The organism is Catalinimonas locisalis (assembly GCF_038039535.1).
GTDB lineage: Bacteria > Bacteroidota > Bacteroidia > Cytophagales > Cyclobacteriaceae > Catalinimonas.
Map to the genome: position 1 here is coordinate 612,275 of NZ_JBBPHP010000001.1, position 15,158 is coordinate 627,432.

16 protein-coding genes are annotated in these 15,158 nt (G+C 41.5%); 5 read left to right on the forward strand and 11 right to left on the reverse strand.

The genetic code is table 11. The features are described 5' to 3' along the window. The first annotated feature begins 21 nt into the window (after positions 1–21). A complete protein-coding gene (locus tag WJR50_RS02530) occupies positions 22–999 on the forward strand; it encodes an ROK family protein (protein ID WP_341291642.1) in 978 nt (325 codons plus the stop codon). 1 nt (position 1,000) lies between these two features. Here WJR50_RS02530 and WJR50_RS02535 read toward each other — a convergent pair whose 3' ends face one another. The 3 genes from WJR50_RS02535 to WJR50_RS02545 form a co-directional block, all read right to left on the reverse strand. Continuing rightward, a complete protein-coding gene (locus WJR50_RS02535) occupies positions 1,001–1,399 on the reverse strand; it encodes a YccF domain-containing protein (protein WP_341291643.1) in 399 nt (132 codons plus the stop codon). A gap of 257 nt (positions 1,400–1,656) precedes the next feature. Then, positions 1,657–2,109: a DUF2383 domain-containing protein gene (locus WJR50_RS02540; RefSeq protein ID WP_341291644.1), complete on the reverse strand. Its 453-nt coding sequence runs from the start codon at positions 2,107–2,109 to the stop codon at positions 1,657–1,659. A gap of 778 nt (positions 2,110–2,887) precedes the next feature. Next, complete coding sequence (locus tag WJR50_RS02545) at positions 2,888–3,196, reverse strand: PepSY-like domain-containing protein (protein WP_341291645.1); 309 nt, start codon at positions 3,194–3,196, stop codon at positions 2,888–2,890. Between the two features lie 320 nt (positions 3,197–3,516). Here WJR50_RS02545 and WJR50_RS02550 point away from each other — a divergent pair, with 320 nt between their 5' ends. Next, positions 3,517–4,107, forward strand: coding sequence for a carbonic anhydrase (locus WJR50_RS02550; protein WP_341291646.1), 591 nt, complete (start codon positions 3,517–3,519; stop codon positions 4,105–4,107). A gap of 52 nt (positions 4,108–4,159) precedes the next feature. Here WJR50_RS02550 and WJR50_RS02555 read toward each other — a convergent pair whose 3' ends face one another. The 5 genes from WJR50_RS02555 to WJR50_RS02575 are packed head-to-tail and all read right to left on the reverse strand — an operon-like array spanning position 4,160 to position 8,169. Next, positions 4,160–4,774 carry an HAD family hydrolase gene (locus WJR50_RS02555; RefSeq protein ID WP_341291647.1) on the reverse strand — a complete coding sequence of 205 codons (615 nt, stop codon included), beginning with the start codon at positions 4,772–4,774 and terminating at the stop codon, positions 4,160–4,162. Between the two features lie 46 nt (positions 4,775–4,820). After that, positions 4,821–5,600, reverse strand: a complete 780-nt coding sequence (locus WJR50_RS02560) for a TIGR02757 family protein (RefSeq protein WP_341291648.1) — start codon at positions 5,598–5,600, stop codon at positions 4,821–4,823. Between the two features lie 3 nt (positions 5,601–5,603). Beyond that, entirely contained in the window at positions 5,604–6,212 is a 609-nt protein-coding gene (locus tag WJR50_RS02565) for a hypothetical protein (protein WP_341291649.1), read from the reverse strand. A gap of 60 nt (positions 6,213–6,272) precedes the next feature. Then, a complete protein-coding gene (locus WJR50_RS02570; protein WP_341291650.1) occupies positions 6,273–7,430 on the reverse strand; it encodes a septal ring lytic transglycosylase RlpA family protein in 1,158 nt (385 codons plus the stop codon). Continuing rightward, the gene (locus tag WJR50_RS02575) at positions 7,420–8,169 is read right to left on the reverse strand and encodes a DUF4905 domain-containing protein (protein WP_341291651.1); all 750 of its coding nucleotides are present in this window, start codon (positions 8,167–8,169) and stop codon (positions 7,420–7,422) included. Before WJR50_RS02575 ends, WJR50_RS02570 begins: the two co-directional genes overlap by 11 nt. A gap of 118 nt (positions 8,170–8,287) precedes the next feature. Here WJR50_RS02575 and WJR50_RS02580 point away from each other — a divergent pair, with 118 nt between their 5' ends. Next, positions 8,288–9,694 (forward strand): NfeD family protein, encoded by a 1,407-nt coding sequence (locus WJR50_RS02580; protein ID WP_341291652.1) that lies wholly within the window; start codon positions 8,288–8,290, stop codon positions 9,692–9,694. Positions 9,695–9,821: 127 nt separating this feature from the next. Then, a complete protein-coding gene (locus WJR50_RS02585) occupies positions 9,822–12,191 on the forward strand; it encodes a S9 family peptidase (RefSeq protein WP_341291653.1) in 2,370 nt (789 codons plus the stop codon). 70 nt (positions 12,192–12,261) lie between these two features. Here WJR50_RS02585 and WJR50_RS02590 read toward each other — a convergent pair whose 3' ends face one another. Then, positions 12,262–12,444 (reverse strand): hypothetical protein, encoded by a 183-nt coding sequence (locus WJR50_RS02590; protein ID WP_341291654.1) that lies wholly within the window; start codon positions 12,442–12,444, stop codon positions 12,262–12,264. A gap of 147 nt (positions 12,445–12,591) precedes the next feature. Between WJR50_RS02590 and WJR50_RS02595 the strand changes: the two genes are divergently transcribed. After that, positions 12,592–13,032, forward strand: a complete 441-nt coding sequence (locus WJR50_RS02595) for a peptidylprolyl isomerase (protein WP_341291655.1) — start codon at positions 12,592–12,594, stop codon at positions 13,030–13,032. Positions 13,033–13,074: 42 nt separating this feature from the next. Here the strand turns inward: WJR50_RS02595 and WJR50_RS02600 are convergent, their stop codons facing one another. Continuing rightward, positions 13,075–13,980 carry a DMT family transporter gene (locus WJR50_RS02600; RefSeq protein ID WP_341291656.1) on the reverse strand — a complete coding sequence of 302 codons (906 nt, stop codon included), beginning with the start codon at positions 13,978–13,980 and terminating at the stop codon, positions 13,075–13,077. Beyond that, positions 13,977–14,987, reverse strand: coding sequence for a tRNA dihydrouridine synthase DusB (gene dusB / locus WJR50_RS02605; RefSeq protein WP_341291657.1), 1,011 nt, complete (start codon positions 14,985–14,987; stop codon positions 13,977–13,979). The genes WJR50_RS02600 and dusB overlap by 4 nt, the downstream gene beginning before the upstream one ends. Positions 14,988–15,158 lie beyond the last annotated feature (171 nt).

A 15,158-nucleotide genomic window follows, 5' to 3' on the forward strand; every position in this document is an offset into this window, starting at 1 on the left:
TTTGTTTCAACGTATAAAGATATGAAAGAAGTAGCCCTCGGTATAGACATTGGTGGAACCAATACCAAATTTGGTTTCGTGGATAAAGAAGGTAATATGTATGGTGAGACATCTGTTTCTACCGTCAAAACGCCTCCTGGTGATGTTGATGCTTACCTTAAATATATACACGAAGAAGTAGAAGCGCTTCGCAGACAAATAGCCGAGAAACTAAATATTGTAGGAGTAGGCATAGGAGCTCCCAACGGGAACTACTTTACGGGTACCATAGAATATGCACCTAATCTTACTTTCAGAGGAATAGTGCCTTTGGTAAAGCTTTTTCAGCAATATTATAATGTGCCAATGGTTATGACCAATGATGCCAACGCTGCTGCTATCGGTGAAATGATTTATGGCGGTGCCAAAGGCATGAAGAACTTTATCATGATTACACTGGGCACCGGTTTGGGAAGTGGTTTTGTAGCAAATGGTGAATTAATTTATGGTAATGATGGCTTTGCCGGAGAAATGGGGCATTTGCTGCAAGATCCGGGAGGCCGTGTGTGCGGTTTGGGTCGTAGAGGCTGCCTGGAAGGTTATGTGTCTGCTACAGGCATTAAAAGGACGGTTTTTACACTTTTGGGAGAAATGAATGATGATAGCCCTTTACGAGATGTAACCTTTAATCAGTTAACTGCCAGCATGATTACTGATCTTGCAAAAAAAGGTGATCCAATCGCTCTTGCTGCTTTTGATCAAACTTGCAACTTATTGGGTCAAAAACTGGCCGATGTCACTGCCATTTTTAGTCCGGAGGCAATCTTTCTCTTAGGAGGTTTAGCCAAAGCGGGTAAGGAGTTGCTTTTTGACCCTACAAAAAAATACATGGAACACTATATGTTTCAAGTGTTTAAAGATAAGGTAAAACTTCTTCCTTCTGCGCTGGAACATAGAAACGCTGCTGTACTCGGTGCAAGCGCTCTTGCCTGGAAGGAGATGGGAATAAACGTAGATTAGTTTATTTGCGTAAGCCTTCAGCCGGACGCACACCACCGAATTCATATCCGAATGGGGTGAAACTTAATTTCATGAGTTTGAAATGCTGTAACCCAAAAGGAATGCCAATGATTGAAATGCAAAGAGCTAAGCCAAGTACCAGATGGGTAAGGGTTATCCAAATACCTCCCAGTAAAATCCATAGCACATTCAAGATAGTAGACACACCTGAACCTGTATCGGGTGTGTTTTTTATTTCATTGCCAAAAGGCCATAAACTAGCCCCTGCCAGTTTGAAAGATTGAATCCCAAAAGGAATACCAATTATAGTAATACATAGCAATATCCCGGCAATTAGATACTCGATAGCAATGGCAAATCCTCCCAGGACAATCCATAGTATGTTTCCAATAAAATTCATATCAGAAAGTAAGCGTTTGATGAATTACTAATGAATAAGCTGAAATAGCAATTTATTTCTCTAAGAACAGCTTATTAAGAAAAGTGTTAGTAAAAAGTATTCTTGTAAAAAAAAAGGGTAATAATGGGGATGATATGATAAACCTGAAGATGTTCAGGGTGTATCAGGCTTACTTTACAGGCACGTAATTAATACTGATAAGAGAATATAAGAAAAAAGCCAGTTCAAATTAAGTTGAGCTGGCTTCCTGGAATAATTTATAATGCTAGCTTGGCAGAAGTGCGTAAACTCTTCAGGTCATGCAACGCTAACTTAACAGATTCACGCTGTCCGATAATAAGATTCTTGGTAGACTCCTCAGCATCTGCCATTCCTTCTTCATACTTGGCTAAGCTATTTAGCTCGTGTCTCAAGCAATTCTCCAAAGTCTGATCAACTGTATTAAGTAGGATTAGTAAATCAGGCTGTGCAAAAGCTTCCTGAACATAATCAGGATCTTGGGGTCCAGTATGAGGCTCACCGCCCAAGAAACGAATCTCTTCGCGGGTAGACTTACGGAAGTTTTCTCTTTGTTCTGCCAGACACATGAATAAACCTTTTATGGAAGGGTCATCGATTTCTTCAGCAGCTTTATGATATCCTTTTTTCGCATCAATGCTTTTAGCAAGCAAGCTATTCAATCGGCTTAATGTTTCTAATTTTTTGCTCATCACTACGGAGATATTCAAGTTTATTAATAGTCTAAAAAATGTTTTTCGTTACTATATACGCAAAGTTAATACCTTTAGTACAACTATTTTTAAAAAAATAATAAATTTTTTTATTCTTTCTAACAAGGTGTTAAAATAATATTATTGTAAGCGGTTATATGACAAAAATAAAATGGCTTCCCAATTCTATTGCAACATTTTATGTTGAAAGCATCAAGTATTGTGCAATAGAATATTGTGATACGTCATAAATACTTTAATGGTAAACAAAATCAATATTTTATTTTGTTTTTAAACCTAATTATTTATACAATATTTTGAAAATTTTGTTCTAATCAAAACATACATAGCTAAAATTACTTTTTATTAGTTATATATATTAGTAAAAACGCTATGCTCCCTCGTAACCATGCTTGTAGAAAGTATTACCCAGGTGTGGGTTTAATGACCAAACCGGGACAACAATATTTATAAAATCCATTAACTCAACGGCTATAGCAAAAAGTAGATACATTGCCCAGATTAAGAAAAAGTTAATTCTTTGACATAAAAAAGTACATTTAGGCCTGACTTAGGAGTCAGGGATGAATTTCATTGCAAGCAGAAAAAGACTTGAATACTCATGCTTTTAACATTAGGAGAGGAGTAACGCATGCTTGTTATACTTTACATTTATTCGTATGAGACACAAAAGAAAAACCTGCCTTCTATGAAGACAGGTTTAGTACTTCCGGTCGTCAGCATCCGGAAGTGTGCGCATATGTATTAAACAAATAAACTACTGAACAATATTTCCATCAACATCAAATGTCAGGGTTCCATTTTGTGACCCATCACTAATAGTGAGTTCATACTGCTTACCCTGATCGGTGGATACCTCAAATACTTCTGATACTTCCCATTGAGCGTACTGCGACTCTTCAAAAGCAGTGCTTACTGCTTCTGGCAATTCTTCATACTTAATTTCTGTACGCTGGTCCTGCATAAAAACTACTTCGCTTCCTTCAATTAAAGGTTGTGCTGTAGTATTTAAGCTTGCGAAGGAAAAAGTACCCAATGCTGCTATAGCGATGATTGTGCGTTTCATATCAAAAAATTTTAAAAAGCATTTAAAAAAATTATAGTATTATTACCTAAATAAGTATGCCAAATGTGTTAAATGATTGTTTTTCAGTTATTTATCAGAATAATTGGAGGAGGGCTTTTCCATTTAGGAAGTAGTTTTTTTAAACATTTAATACTCAAATTGGGTAAATACTCTACACCCAGAGGGCTATTTCAAGCTATGGATTGCAGGCGAAATGTCTACAGTCAATCTCATGAAGATTCCAGATTTAAGAAATTTCCTTTATATTCAGCATTACAGATTTTTTTAATTTTTTTAACATACAAGAAACACATAACCTTATGACATCTACTATTGTATCTGCTGATGAAGCGCTCAATCAGCTTATGGAAGGTAATCAGCGTTTTGTAACTGAAAAGATGAAGCATCCGCATGAGGATAAAGACTATCGTTTGTCGCTATCAGGAGGGCAAAATCCTTTTGCTGTAATACTTGCCTGTGCTGATTCAAGGGTGACACCTGAAATATTATTTGACCAGGGGCTGGGTGATCTTTTTGTGATCAGAGTTGCCGGTAATGTGGCAAAAGAGAAAGTTATCGGAAGTATTGAATATGCAGTAGCTCATTTAGGCGTACGCCTAGTAATGGTACTAGGGCACCAAAACTGCGGCGCAGTAAATGCGAGTATAGGTGTGGCAGAATTTTCTAAAAATCTACAAGCCATTATTGACGAAATTAAGCCCGCAGTGTATATGGCTAAAAAGAATGGAGAAAAAGACTTGCTGAATAATGCAGTACGTATCAATGCACAACTTGTGGCCGCAAAACTTGCTGAGTCTCAACCTACACTACATGAAGCTGTTGAAAAAGAAAATTTAAAAATAGTTCCTGCTTATTACGAGCTTGAAAGTGGAAAAGTAGAAATTTTGTAAAGCTTATTTTAACATCACATCACATAAAAAAGCCAATTTAGTTTGGCTTTTTTTATAGAGGAATGCCTAGCTTCCCGAACTCAACAAAAAGAATTGTATCAGGTTTTAGGTGAATACCAGATATTCCGAGCCGCTTAGCCCCTTCAATATTTTCCTCTACATCATCAATGAAAACACACTCTTCAGGTGACAAAGTATTTCGTTCCAACAGTAATTTGTAAATAGCTGCTTCAGGCTTCAGCAGTTTCTCAGTTCCTGATACCACAATATCTTTGAAATAATGTAAAAACGCATACTTTTTTAAAGCTATCGGAAAAGTCTCGTGCGACCAATTGGTGATTGCATAGAGGTCAACCAGCTTATTTTGATGTAGTTTTTCCAGGACTCTTACGTTTTCTTTGATAGCTCCTCCCAGCATCTCTTCCCAGCGGTCAAAATAACAACGGATTGCTGCTTCATATTCGGGATAGGCAGTAATCCGTTCTTCAGTAGCTTCAGCAAAAGTACGGCCTCCGTCCTGCGCACGGTTCCAGTCCGAATGGCAGATTTCTTTTAGAAAAAAATCAATTTCCTTTTCGTCTTTGAGAATACTGCGGTACAGATATTTAGGATTCCAGTCAATCAACACGCCACCCAGATCAAAAATTACAGTGTTAATATTGGCCATAATGTTTGCTTTAAGAAGAATCAGTGAACTTTATATACGCGCAATGTTACTTCATTCGCTCCTCAATTCCCAGACCGAAAAGCGCAAAGTCATACTTCACCGGATCGTTGGGGTCAAACTGGCGAAGGTGCTGCGTTAACTCTACCGCTGTGAGCCAATCAGTCTGTTTTCTTCTGATAAGGCCTAATCTCCGGGCTACACGATCCACATGCAGATCGCAGGGACAAATGAGTTGGGCAGGCTTGATTTTTTGCCACAAGCCAAAGTCCACTCCCTTATCATCTTGGCGCACCATCCAGCGGAGATACATATTCAGGCGTTTGCAGGCTGAGTTTCTTGCCGGAGTGGCTATATGTTTGCGGGTGCGTAGAGGAAAATCAGGAAGGCTGAAAAAATGCTCATGAAAGTGAACAAGGCCTTTTGCTACATCAGAATCTTCAGGCTCAATAGCTACGGCAAAAGCATCCTCCAAAGAGTCATGCTGTTGATAATAATGATGCAGAAATTCTATGAAGTACAGAGCATCAGTAGCATTAAAGGTGCGGTGCTTGAAATCCACAAAAGGTTTTAAATCATTCTCCTGATGGTGCAAAATAAAGTCATGTGGCGCATGATCCATCAGGGCAAAAAACTCCTGACATTTGAGGATGATGGTTTTTCGCTGGCCCCAGGCAAGTACCGCTGCGATTAGTCCACTAATCTCAATATCCTGCTTTTTTTGATAAGCGTGCGGAATACTAATGGGGTCGTCTTCAATAAAAGCCGGACGGTTAAACTTTTCTGCTTTGGTTTCAAGCAGTTCATATAAGCCTGGAAATGTAGACAAAACTTAAATCGCAGGCTTGAACTGCAAGTCTGTAGCTTGTATGATCAATTTGCCTTCTTCTTTTTTCTCGTCAAACCAAAGTATGATCTTGTCAGCTTCCTGCTCTACCTTCCAGCTAAAAGACTTGATGGTTTTGAGGTGATGTAAAGTGCCTGTTTTGGCATTCAGAAATACCAGGTCAAAGTCAGGAAGTTGCTTTGGTGTAAGGGTATTCCATTTCTGTAAAAGTACTCCATCAAAGCAAGGCACCTGAAAGTTGCCAAAGTAATGCTCAGAAAACTCCTTAATGGCTTTGTTTGCTTTAAGCTTGTAATAAGCCGGACCAAACATAATTTCATCTTCAAACTTGCTCTCAATCTTCAGAGGGCCAATATGTGCAAAGGGACTCCATGTAGAGGTTCCCTCAGTAACCTGTGTATCCTGTTCATGCTCAGCCTTATCTTTCCAGATGGGAAGCATAGAAATAAGACGAGAGAGCAATGAAAACAAATGGATCATCCCGATACATGCGAATGAAAAGAGCAGAATGAAGGGGTACATCAAAGTAAAGAGACCTGTCCAGATGATATTCAGCAGGGATTTTTTCTCAGAATTTGGTTTGTTTGTCGGCATATTCAGTGTTTATAGTAATACAAAGAAAACCTAAAATAAACGGTTTAGTTCGTATTGAGCTTACTGGATATAAGTGATTTCTACCGGAAAGCGTTCATTTATGCCTCCCAACTTTTCGTAAGCAGCCTGAGAGATACGTATAGAGACCTTATTATTGACTCCGGTATTCGGCAGTTTCCCCACCACCCGGACGAATACTGAAAGGTTATTCATCTCATTACGGATTTGCATAATGGTGCCTACCGGAGCTGAACGGTGCAAAGCGAGAAATTTTTTGGTTTCAATACCGCCTTCAATCGCTGCGGCAAAGCCCATTTCACTTTTCTTTTCATATTCAGAGAGCGCTTTCTTTTCTGAAGCCCTGATAGCGCTTATGCGCTCTTTTTCCTGTTCTATTGCTTCACTACGTGTCAGGCGGCGGTCATATATTTCTTCATCTTCCTCATCTTCTTCTTCTTCTCCTCTTTCTTCTACATTGCTGACATTGTTGTCAGGGAGAGGGTCTGGAATGGTAGCTGCGTTCACGGTAGAAGCAGAGACAGCCAACTCCGGGGCGTCCAGCACCTCACGATCACGTATAATCAGCTTCTGCCCAAAGTCAATGCTTTCGTTGGCAAGTTTGTTTCGCTGTTTGAGTTCATCTACAGACACTCCGTAGGCGCGGGAAATGGCATACAAAGTTTCTCCCGGCTGCACAGTATGTGTAACATACTTTTTCTCATCAATATTAGTCTGAAGCGCTGCTGGCTCGCTATCTTCAATGTCATAGATGACAATAGGCTGGCCGATTGATAAGGTCTGGTTGCCTAGTGCGTTCCAGCGTTGAATTTCATCTACCGATACATCATGTTCTCTGGAGATGCGGAACAGTGTTTCTCCTTCTTTGACGGTATGAATAGTTTTTTTACCCTGATGTAGGCGGGGAAACAAAGGCAGGCGCAAACTGTCGCCGATACCTAAATTATCTATATTGATAGCAGTATTGATTTTTCGGATGGCATCCACCTCTGTGTTATACTTACGAGATAGGGCAAAGAGCGTCTCTCCCTGGTCAACTATGTGAACGATATACACCTCACCTTCAATACGTTCAATACCAACAGAATCTTCAAAAACCGAAGAAGAGATATTTGACAGGTGAAAAGAGGTACTCCACCCTTCATGAGAGACACCAAACATACTTACCAAAGTGAATACTACCCAGATCTTAAATTGCATAACTAACCAGCTCTCTTTTTCGCTTAATAAATATCAGTTGATCACAGATAATCATAAAAGTCCCCAGACCTATCTGGGAAAGCTGATCATCCAGTTTTTCGTGCAGTTGTAGTGTACCCTCTTCATCTACTACCAACAAATAATTAGCCAAAGACTTATTCTCCTGAATATAATAGCTGATATAAATCAGTTGCTGGTATTCAAGATACTCACAACCTCTAATGGCCTGAAGATTTAGATATTCCAGAACAAATTTACGGACTATCTCAAAGTAAGTATCATTCTCTGTGTAATGAAACGGATGACGGATATATTTATTTTCAACAGAAAATTTTTGTAGCTCCGTTAAAGCCTCTTCTTTAGAAAGTTTTTTTTCAGTATTATCCTGAAGAGAAAAACATTTATATAAAGTGTTATCCTTTTCCTTCTCATAACCATAGATTTTCTGATCTTTTATATCCATGACCTGCAAACTTTCACTTTCCCAAATCACTTGCTGACTGTTTACATCAAGAGCGAAGAAAGATTTCTTTTCGGGGTTTTCGGAATCTTCAAAAGTATGCAGTATAAGCGTATCCTGATCAGCTACACTCATTCCTATCCACCAGTTTTCCTCAAATTCCAGATGTTGCCATAGCATTTCTTTTCCTGTCATCTGATAAGCCGCAAAGCTCACCTGATGTGCTTCTTCATCCCTTAATTCCAGATAAAGATGATGGGCCTCATGGTCTGTCAGCATATTCCAGATCTTGGCTGAAAAAGAAATAGAAAATGCGGGAATCAACTTTTTTGGCAAGGTGATGGTTTTTTAGTTATTATGTATTCTCTTTTTTGCTGGTCTAGGATAATTCAAATTTATGATACTCAAAAGCAATCGCAAGTGGCCCGTCGCTTTTTTATGGAGCATGTTCGCCCTACTAAGCTCAACCGCTTACGCACAAACAGATACTACTGCACAAGGAATGCCACAGGTACTGGTGATGGAATTGCGCTCGGAAATTGATGCCCGGACCAATCGCTACGTAGAGCTGGCTTTTGAAAAAGCGGAGGAAATAGAGGCAGACTATATCGTAATTGACATGGATACTTACGGCGGTGCACTATACGATGCAGATGATATCCGTACCCGCATGCTGGAGGCTGAAGTGCCCGTGTATGTATTTATCAACAAAGATGCCGCCTCGGCAGGGGCATTAATTTCCATTGCCTGCGATAGTATTTATATGGCACCCGGGGCCAGCATAGGTGCAGCAACGGTAGTAAATGGAGGGACGGGTGAAGCTGCTCCTGATAAATATCAGTCCTATATGCGCTCTATCATGCGAGCGACCGCTGAGGCTACCGGACGTGATCCGCGCATTGCTGAGGCGATGGTAGATCAGGAACTTGAGGTAGATAGCATTTCAGATGCGGGAGAAGTGATTACCTTCTCTACCTCTGAGGCGATCAAATATGGTTTTTGTGAAGCTCAGGTCACAAGCATAGAAGAACTATTAGAGCGGAGCGGTTTGGAGGAAGGTGAATATACCCTCACCGTTTTTGAGAAAGGAGTTACCGAAGAGATTATTGCTTTTTTTCTCAACCCCTTCATTAGCGGAATATTGATTCTAATTATGCTGGGGGGTGTATATTTTGAGTTGCAGACTCCCGGAGTAGGCTTCCCTATACTGGCTGCCGTTGTGGCTTTGGTACTTTATCTTATTCCTCATTACCTCAATGGTCTGGCTGAAAACTGGGAAATCGCTGCCTTTTTTGTAGGAGCAGTACTTATCATTCTGGAGGTACTGGTCATACCGGGCTTTGGAGTAGCGGGTATTGCCGGACTTACGCTGACCATAGGTTCACTCATCCTGGTGATGCTCAACAATAATGATTTTGACTTTTTCTTTGTGGATTCAGGCGAAGTACTTAGTGCGGTAGCTACTACCCTGGCAGGTATGCTGGGAGGTATCATCCTGATGTTCTTTGGAGGAGTGCGTCTCACAGACTCAGCCGCTTTTAAAAGAGTATCTCTGGAAACTACCCAGTCACGGAGTGATGGCTATACTTCCAGCACCAGGGAAGGAACCTTTATTGGTAAAGAAGGAGAAGCTTATACCGTACTGCGACCTAGTGGAAAAGTCATGATAGAAGATGAACTCTACGACGCCTACACCCGTGGCGACTATATATCTCGTGGGGAGAAAATTGTAGTGGTGAGTGAAGAAGGCACTTCCTTACGGGTAAAGCTGGCGAAAGATGTACCTAAGGAAGGATTAAGCTGATCAATTTTATCATAGCTCTTGTGAGATCCTAAATTCAGGCAAAAATCAGAATTGAGTGTGAAACTTGAGCTTTTGCATTCTAAATTCTGCTGCCGTAATTTTCTGGCTTCATTTTAACCTGACCTTTATGAAAAAGCTGTTTATGCTACTTTTCTGTGTAGCTTCTCTTTATACCTATGCCCAGGAAAGTAGTTCTTCCCTTTCCATTCCCCAGATCATGCAGGGCGAAAAATTTGTGGGTTATCTTCCCGAAGACATTCATTGGGGAGCGGATAGCCGTACTGTTTATTTCTCCTGGAATCCTAAGCAGGATACACTTCGCAGTCAATACAAGATTACCTTATCTGACAGAAATCCACAACTGGTAAGTCTGGAAGAGCAAAAAAACATGCCTGCTTTTGGTGGTACCTACAATGAGGACAAAAGTCTCAAATTGTATGAAAAAAATGGTGATATCTTTTTGCTGGATATGAAAGAACAATCGGTTCGGCAAATTACCAATACGGTAGAAAGAGAATACAACCCGCAGTTTTCCGGTGATGAGAGTCAGGTCATCTTCACCAGAAGCAGTAACCTCTTTGCCTGGGATAGGGAGGACGGAAGTACGAGGCAGCTTACCAATATCATGAAAGGAAAGAAGGAAGAAGATAAAGAGCCTCTGGCTTATAAAAAGTGGCTGGAAAAAGATCAATTGGAGCATTTTGATATCCTGGAGGAACGTAAAGCCACAGAAGAACTGGAAGAGGAAAGACAGGAAAAGCTGAAGCCGGAGCGTCCACTGGAAATTTATACCGGAGAGAAAAACGTATCTGACCTGCAGATAAGTCCGGACATGCGCTTTGTAACCTACCGTTTAACCAAAGCAGCCGAAGATGACCGTACAAATGTACCTGATTATGTAACCGAATCTGGTTTTGTGCAGAATATTTCTGCTCGTGAGAAGGTAGGCGCACCACAGGATACTTACGAAATGGGTATCTACGATATCCAGAAAGACACTACCTATATGGTAGATACCAAACAAATTCCCGGTATATACGACAAACCGGCTTTTCTGGAAGAATACCACCAGGGAGATTCTGCTTACAGCGAGCAGTACGATGAGCCGAGAGATGTGATCATGCATGGACCTTTCTATGCGGAAGATGGTAAGGCGGTAGTAGTAGTGCGTGCGTTGGATAATAAAGATCGCTGGATCATGAGTCTTAATCCGGCAGATGCTTCTCTCAGGCTGCTGGACCGACAGCATGATGAAGCCTGGATAGCCGGACCAGGTATTCCCTGGTACATCTTCGGTGAAGATAATCTGGGATGGCTGGACAATGAAAATATTTGGTTTCAATCGGAGGAGAGTGGTTACTCGCACCTTTACAGCCTCAATGTCAATAGTGGAGAAAAGAAAGCCTTGACCAGCGGTGAGTTTGAAGTTACGGATGTACAACTGTCTAAAGACAAGAAAAACTTTTACTTGGTCACTAGTGAAGAAAGTCCGTTTGTACGTCACCTTTATCGTATGCCCGCCAGAGGCGGAAAAATGACAAAATTGACCAGTCAGTCAGGAAATCATGAAGTTTATCTTTCACCTGATGAAAAATACTGGGCCATTCGTTATTCTTATAGCAATCAGCCCTGGGAACTGTATCTGATGGAGAATAAGCCGGGAGCGGAAATGTCGCGTATTACCAACTCTACTACTGATGAGTTTGAGACGTACGACTGGCGGGAGCCGGAAATTATTCGTTTTACTGCTCGCGATGGGGTAGAAGTACCTGCCCGGGTGTACCGGCCAGAAAACCCTAATGGTGCGGGAGTAATCTTTGTACACGGAGCAGGCTATCTGCAAAATGTGCATCAGTGGTGGAGCAGCTATTTCCGTGAGTACATGTTTCACAACTTTCTTACTGATCTGGGCTATACGGTAATGGACATAGATTATCGGGGAAGTAGCGGTTACGGTCGTTACTGGCGCACTGCGATTTATCGCCACATGAGTGGCAAAGATCTGACTGATCAGATAGATGGAGCAGCCTATATGATAGAAAAGCTGGGCGTGGATGAAGATCGCCTGGGAATTTATGGAGGCTCATACGGTGGGTTTATTACCATTGCTGCGCTCTTTAAGCATCCCGGAGTATTTGCCAGCGGAGCAGCATTACGCTCTGTTACCGACTGGGCGCATTATAATCATTCTTACACTTCCAATATTCTAAATACGCCGGTGGAAGATAGTATCGCTTACGCTCGTTCCTCGCCCATTTATTTTGCTGATGGCCTGGAAGACCGCCTGCTGATGCTGCACGGCATGGTAGATGATAATGTGCACTACCAGGATGTAGTACGTCTTTCCCAGCGTTTGATAGAATTGGGCAAAGACAATTGGGACCTGGCAGTATTTCCTATGGAGCCCCACGGCTTCAAAGAGCCCAGCAGCTGGAGCGATGAGTACAAAAGAATCTTTAAGCTGTTTGAGGAGACGATAGGAGAGGAAGAGGAATAAAAAACACCAGCAAAACTAGATGCTACTGGTGTCAAGTTCATGTAATATCTCTAAAGCTTTTATAGAAAATTCAGCTTCCGCAGCCAACGCAGTCAATGGAAGAATCCATAGGCTTAGTGCCATTCAGCTTCATTTTCAGGTTATGAATCTTATCGCGGATTTCCATATCCTGAAACATATCGCCAGTTAATTGCTCTTCCAGGCTTGCGATTTCCTGCTCAAGCGTTTCTTTTGTGGTTTGGGTGCTTTCCATAATTAACGGTTTTTGTTTAGCTAACGCGCTGAAGCTATAAAGGTTTCGATGAATTCACAACTGCTTTTTCTTACAAAAAAGAAAATTGTTTTCAATAGCCCGTAAGGAATGCTTAAACTTGCTTCCTAATTAGCAAGTTATACAACTATGAAAACAGCAGAAATTCACACCAATAAGGGAGTTATGAAGGTGGAGTTTTATGACAAAGACGCACCTAAGACCGTTGAAAATTTTATCAAACTAAGCAAAGAGGGCTTTTATGATGGCCTCACTTTCCATCGGGTAATCCCTAATTTTGTCATCCAGGGAGGTTGCCCCAAAGGTACAGGTGCCGGCGGACCTGGCTATACCATTAAGTGCGAACTGAGTGGAGATAATCAGTATCATGACAAAGGAGTGCTTTCTATGGCCCATGCCGGGCGTGATACTGGTGGCTCACAGTTTTTTATCTGCCACAATCGCGAAAACACCAAGCACCTGGACAGACAGCACACTGCTTTCGGCAAAGTAGTAGAAGGTCTGGATGTGATAGAGAAAATCCGTAAAGACGATACAATTGAAAAAATTGTGGTTAACGAGCAGGCTTAGTGCCTGCTTTTCTTTTTTTTAGCAAAACTTTCGAGCGCTGCGCTACAGCCGATTGGCTACATACACTCCGCACAGAATAGCGCCCATTCCCAGGAAGTGATATGCTGACAAAGCTTCTCCATCCAATACTCCCCACACTACCGCTACAATAGGAATGATATAGGTAACCGAACTGGCAAATACAGCAGTCTGCATCTGTACCAATTTATTAAATAGTATCAGTGCCAAAGCAGTACCTATTACGCCTAAAGCTACCACTGCCAGCAGTGGCCAGAGTGCAGTTGGTGCTTGCACATGTGATGTAAACTGAGTAAAGCTTAGCAAATAAGCCAGTGCCAGAGGCCCTACGAATAGTAAGGAAACACTAGTGATTACTACAGGATGTATTTCAGGAGTGTAATTTTTGATGATATTCAGGTTCAGCCCATAGCAGATAGTGGCTCCTATTACCAAAAGCGCATAAAGATTGATTTCTCCGATGTTGTTTCCTGTTCCTCCCAGGATTAGAATAAGGGAGCCAATAAAGCCAATGCCGAGCCCTGTGCCATTCTTGGCATTAATAGCCTGACCAAAAAAAGCAGCCCCTAACAGCAATGTACAAAGAGGAGTGAGAGCGTTGAGAATACCAGTAAGTGAACTGCTAATAGAAGTTTGAGCTGTGGCGAATAAAAAAGCGGGAATAAAGCTTCCTACAAAACCAATAATCAGCAAAATCCATTTTTGCCTAGTGCTGAGTGCCAGTATTTTTGGCGCAGCTATCGGAAGTAAAAAAAGTGCCGCCGAAACAATACGTAAGGCGCCCACTTCTCCGGCAGAAAAGGCGGTTAGCCCTTTCTTAATAAGAATAAACGAACTTCCCCACACCAGCGCTAATACGCCCAGTATCAACCAGGGTAGCCACTGAGGTGCTATTTTTAGAGATTTTCTATATCGTAAAGCCTGCTTCATCCGGCTACGATTGCCTCCTGACGGAAATAGCCATCGTACTCTTCGGCCACATGGTCCAGCAGATCGCTGATTTCTGCAGCAGAATCAGATTCTACCAACTGCATACGGTATTGCTTAAACCCGTGAATTCCCTTGAAGTAATTGGTATAATGGCGACGCATTTCAAAGATTCCTTTGCGTTCGCCTTTCCACTCTACAGAAAACTCCAGATGCTTTTTAGCGGTAGCTACTCTTTCTTTCATCGTAGGTGGGGGTAGTTTATCTCCTGTCTGCAGAAAATGTTTGATTTCCCTAAAAATCCAGGGATATCCAATAGCGGCCCGGCCTATCATGATGCCATCTACACCATATTTATTCTTGTATTCCAAGGCTTTTTCAGGCGAATCAATATCGCCATTTCCAAAAATAGGAATATGGATATCAGGATGATTTTTTACTTCTGCAATATAATCCCAATTGGCTACGCCTTTGTACATCTGCTTACGGGTACGGCCGTGTATAGTCAGCGCCTGAATCCCTACATCCTGCAGCCGCTTGGCGGCTTCCAGTATTTTGATGGAATTGTCATCCCATCCCAGACGAGTTTTTACAGTCACAGGCAATTGGACTTGCTTTACTATTTCAGCCGTCATAGCCTGCATTTTGGGAAGGTCCAGCAATATGCCTGCTCCGGCACCTTTACAGGCTACTTTCTTTACGGGGCAGCCATAATTAATATCTACCACTTCCGGCCCTGCTTCTTCGGCAATGGCCGCTGCCTGACGCATAGGTTCTATTTTATCTCCGAAGATCTGTATACCGATAGGGCGCTCATAATCGTAGATGTCGAGCTTCTCTACACTTTTTTCAGCATCACGAATTAAGCCGTCAGCAGAAATAAACTCAGTGTACATCATATCGGCACCGTTTTCTTTACAGACCGCTCTGAAAGGAGGGTCGCTTACATCTTCCATCGGAGCCAATAACAGGGGGAAATCTCCAAGTTCTAAATTACCAATCCGTACCAAAGTTCTGTTTTTTTGGAATTACAAATAGTGGGCAAAGATAATAAGAAGTATTAGCTATATTTTCTCAAAATTATCTTAGTAAGTACAAAATTTAGGAAGTTAATGTTTCTTTTTGCCATTAAATGGTTAAATAAGAACTCCGAAAGAGAAATCCCGTAACTTTAAGGGCAA

Excerpts from the sequence above, each read along its gene's own strand:
- WJR50_RS02530 (WP_341291642.1), top strand. The coding sequence starts at position 22 with ATGAAAGAAGTAGCCCTCGGTATAGACATTGGTGGAACCAATACCAAA.
- WJR50_RS02535 (WP_341291643.1), bottom strand. The coding sequence starts at position 1,399 with ATGAATTTTATTGGAAACATACTATGGATTGTCCTGGGAGGATTTGCC.
- WJR50_RS02540 (WP_341291644.1), bottom strand. The coding sequence starts at position 2,109 with ATGAGCAAAAAATTAGAAACATTAAGCCGATTGAATAGCTTGCTTGCT.
- WJR50_RS02545 (WP_341291645.1), bottom strand. The coding sequence starts at position 3,196 with ATGAAACGCACAATCATCGCTATAGCAGCATTGGGTACTTTTTCCTTC.
- WJR50_RS02550 (WP_341291646.1), top strand. The coding sequence starts at position 3,517 with ATGACATCTACTATTGTATCTGCTGATGAAGCGCTCAATCAGCTTATG.
- WJR50_RS02555 (WP_341291647.1), bottom strand. The coding sequence starts at position 4,774 with ATGGCCAATATTAACACTGTAATTTTTGATCTGGGTGGCGTGTTGATT.
- WJR50_RS02565 (WP_341291649.1), bottom strand. The coding sequence starts at position 6,212 with ATGCCGACAAACAAACCAAATTCTGAGAAAAAATCCCTGCTGAATATC.
- WJR50_RS02570 (WP_341291650.1), bottom strand. The coding sequence starts at position 7,430 with ATGCAATTTAAGATCTGGGTAGTATTCACTTTGGTAAGTATGTTTGGT.
- WJR50_RS02575 (WP_341291651.1), bottom strand. The coding sequence starts at position 8,169 with ATGCTGACAGACCATGAGGCCCATCATCTTTATCTGGAATTAAGGGAT.
- WJR50_RS02580 (WP_341291652.1), top strand. The coding sequence starts at position 8,288 with ATGATACTCAAAAGCAATCGCAAGTGGCCCGTCGCTTTTTTATGGAGC.
- WJR50_RS02585 (WP_341291653.1), top strand. The coding sequence starts at position 9,822 with ATGAAAAAGCTGTTTATGCTACTTTTCTGTGTAGCTTCTCTTTATACC.
- WJR50_RS02590 (WP_341291654.1), bottom strand. The coding sequence starts at position 12,444 with ATGGAAAGCACCCAAACCACAAAAGAAACGCTTGAGCAGGAAATCGCA.
- WJR50_RS02595 (WP_341291655.1), top strand. The coding sequence starts at position 12,592 with ATGAAAACAGCAGAAATTCACACCAATAAGGGAGTTATGAAGGTGGAG.
- WJR50_RS02600 (WP_341291656.1), bottom strand. The coding sequence starts at position 13,980 with ATGAAGCAGGCTTTACGATATAGAAAATCTCTAAAAATAGCACCTCAG.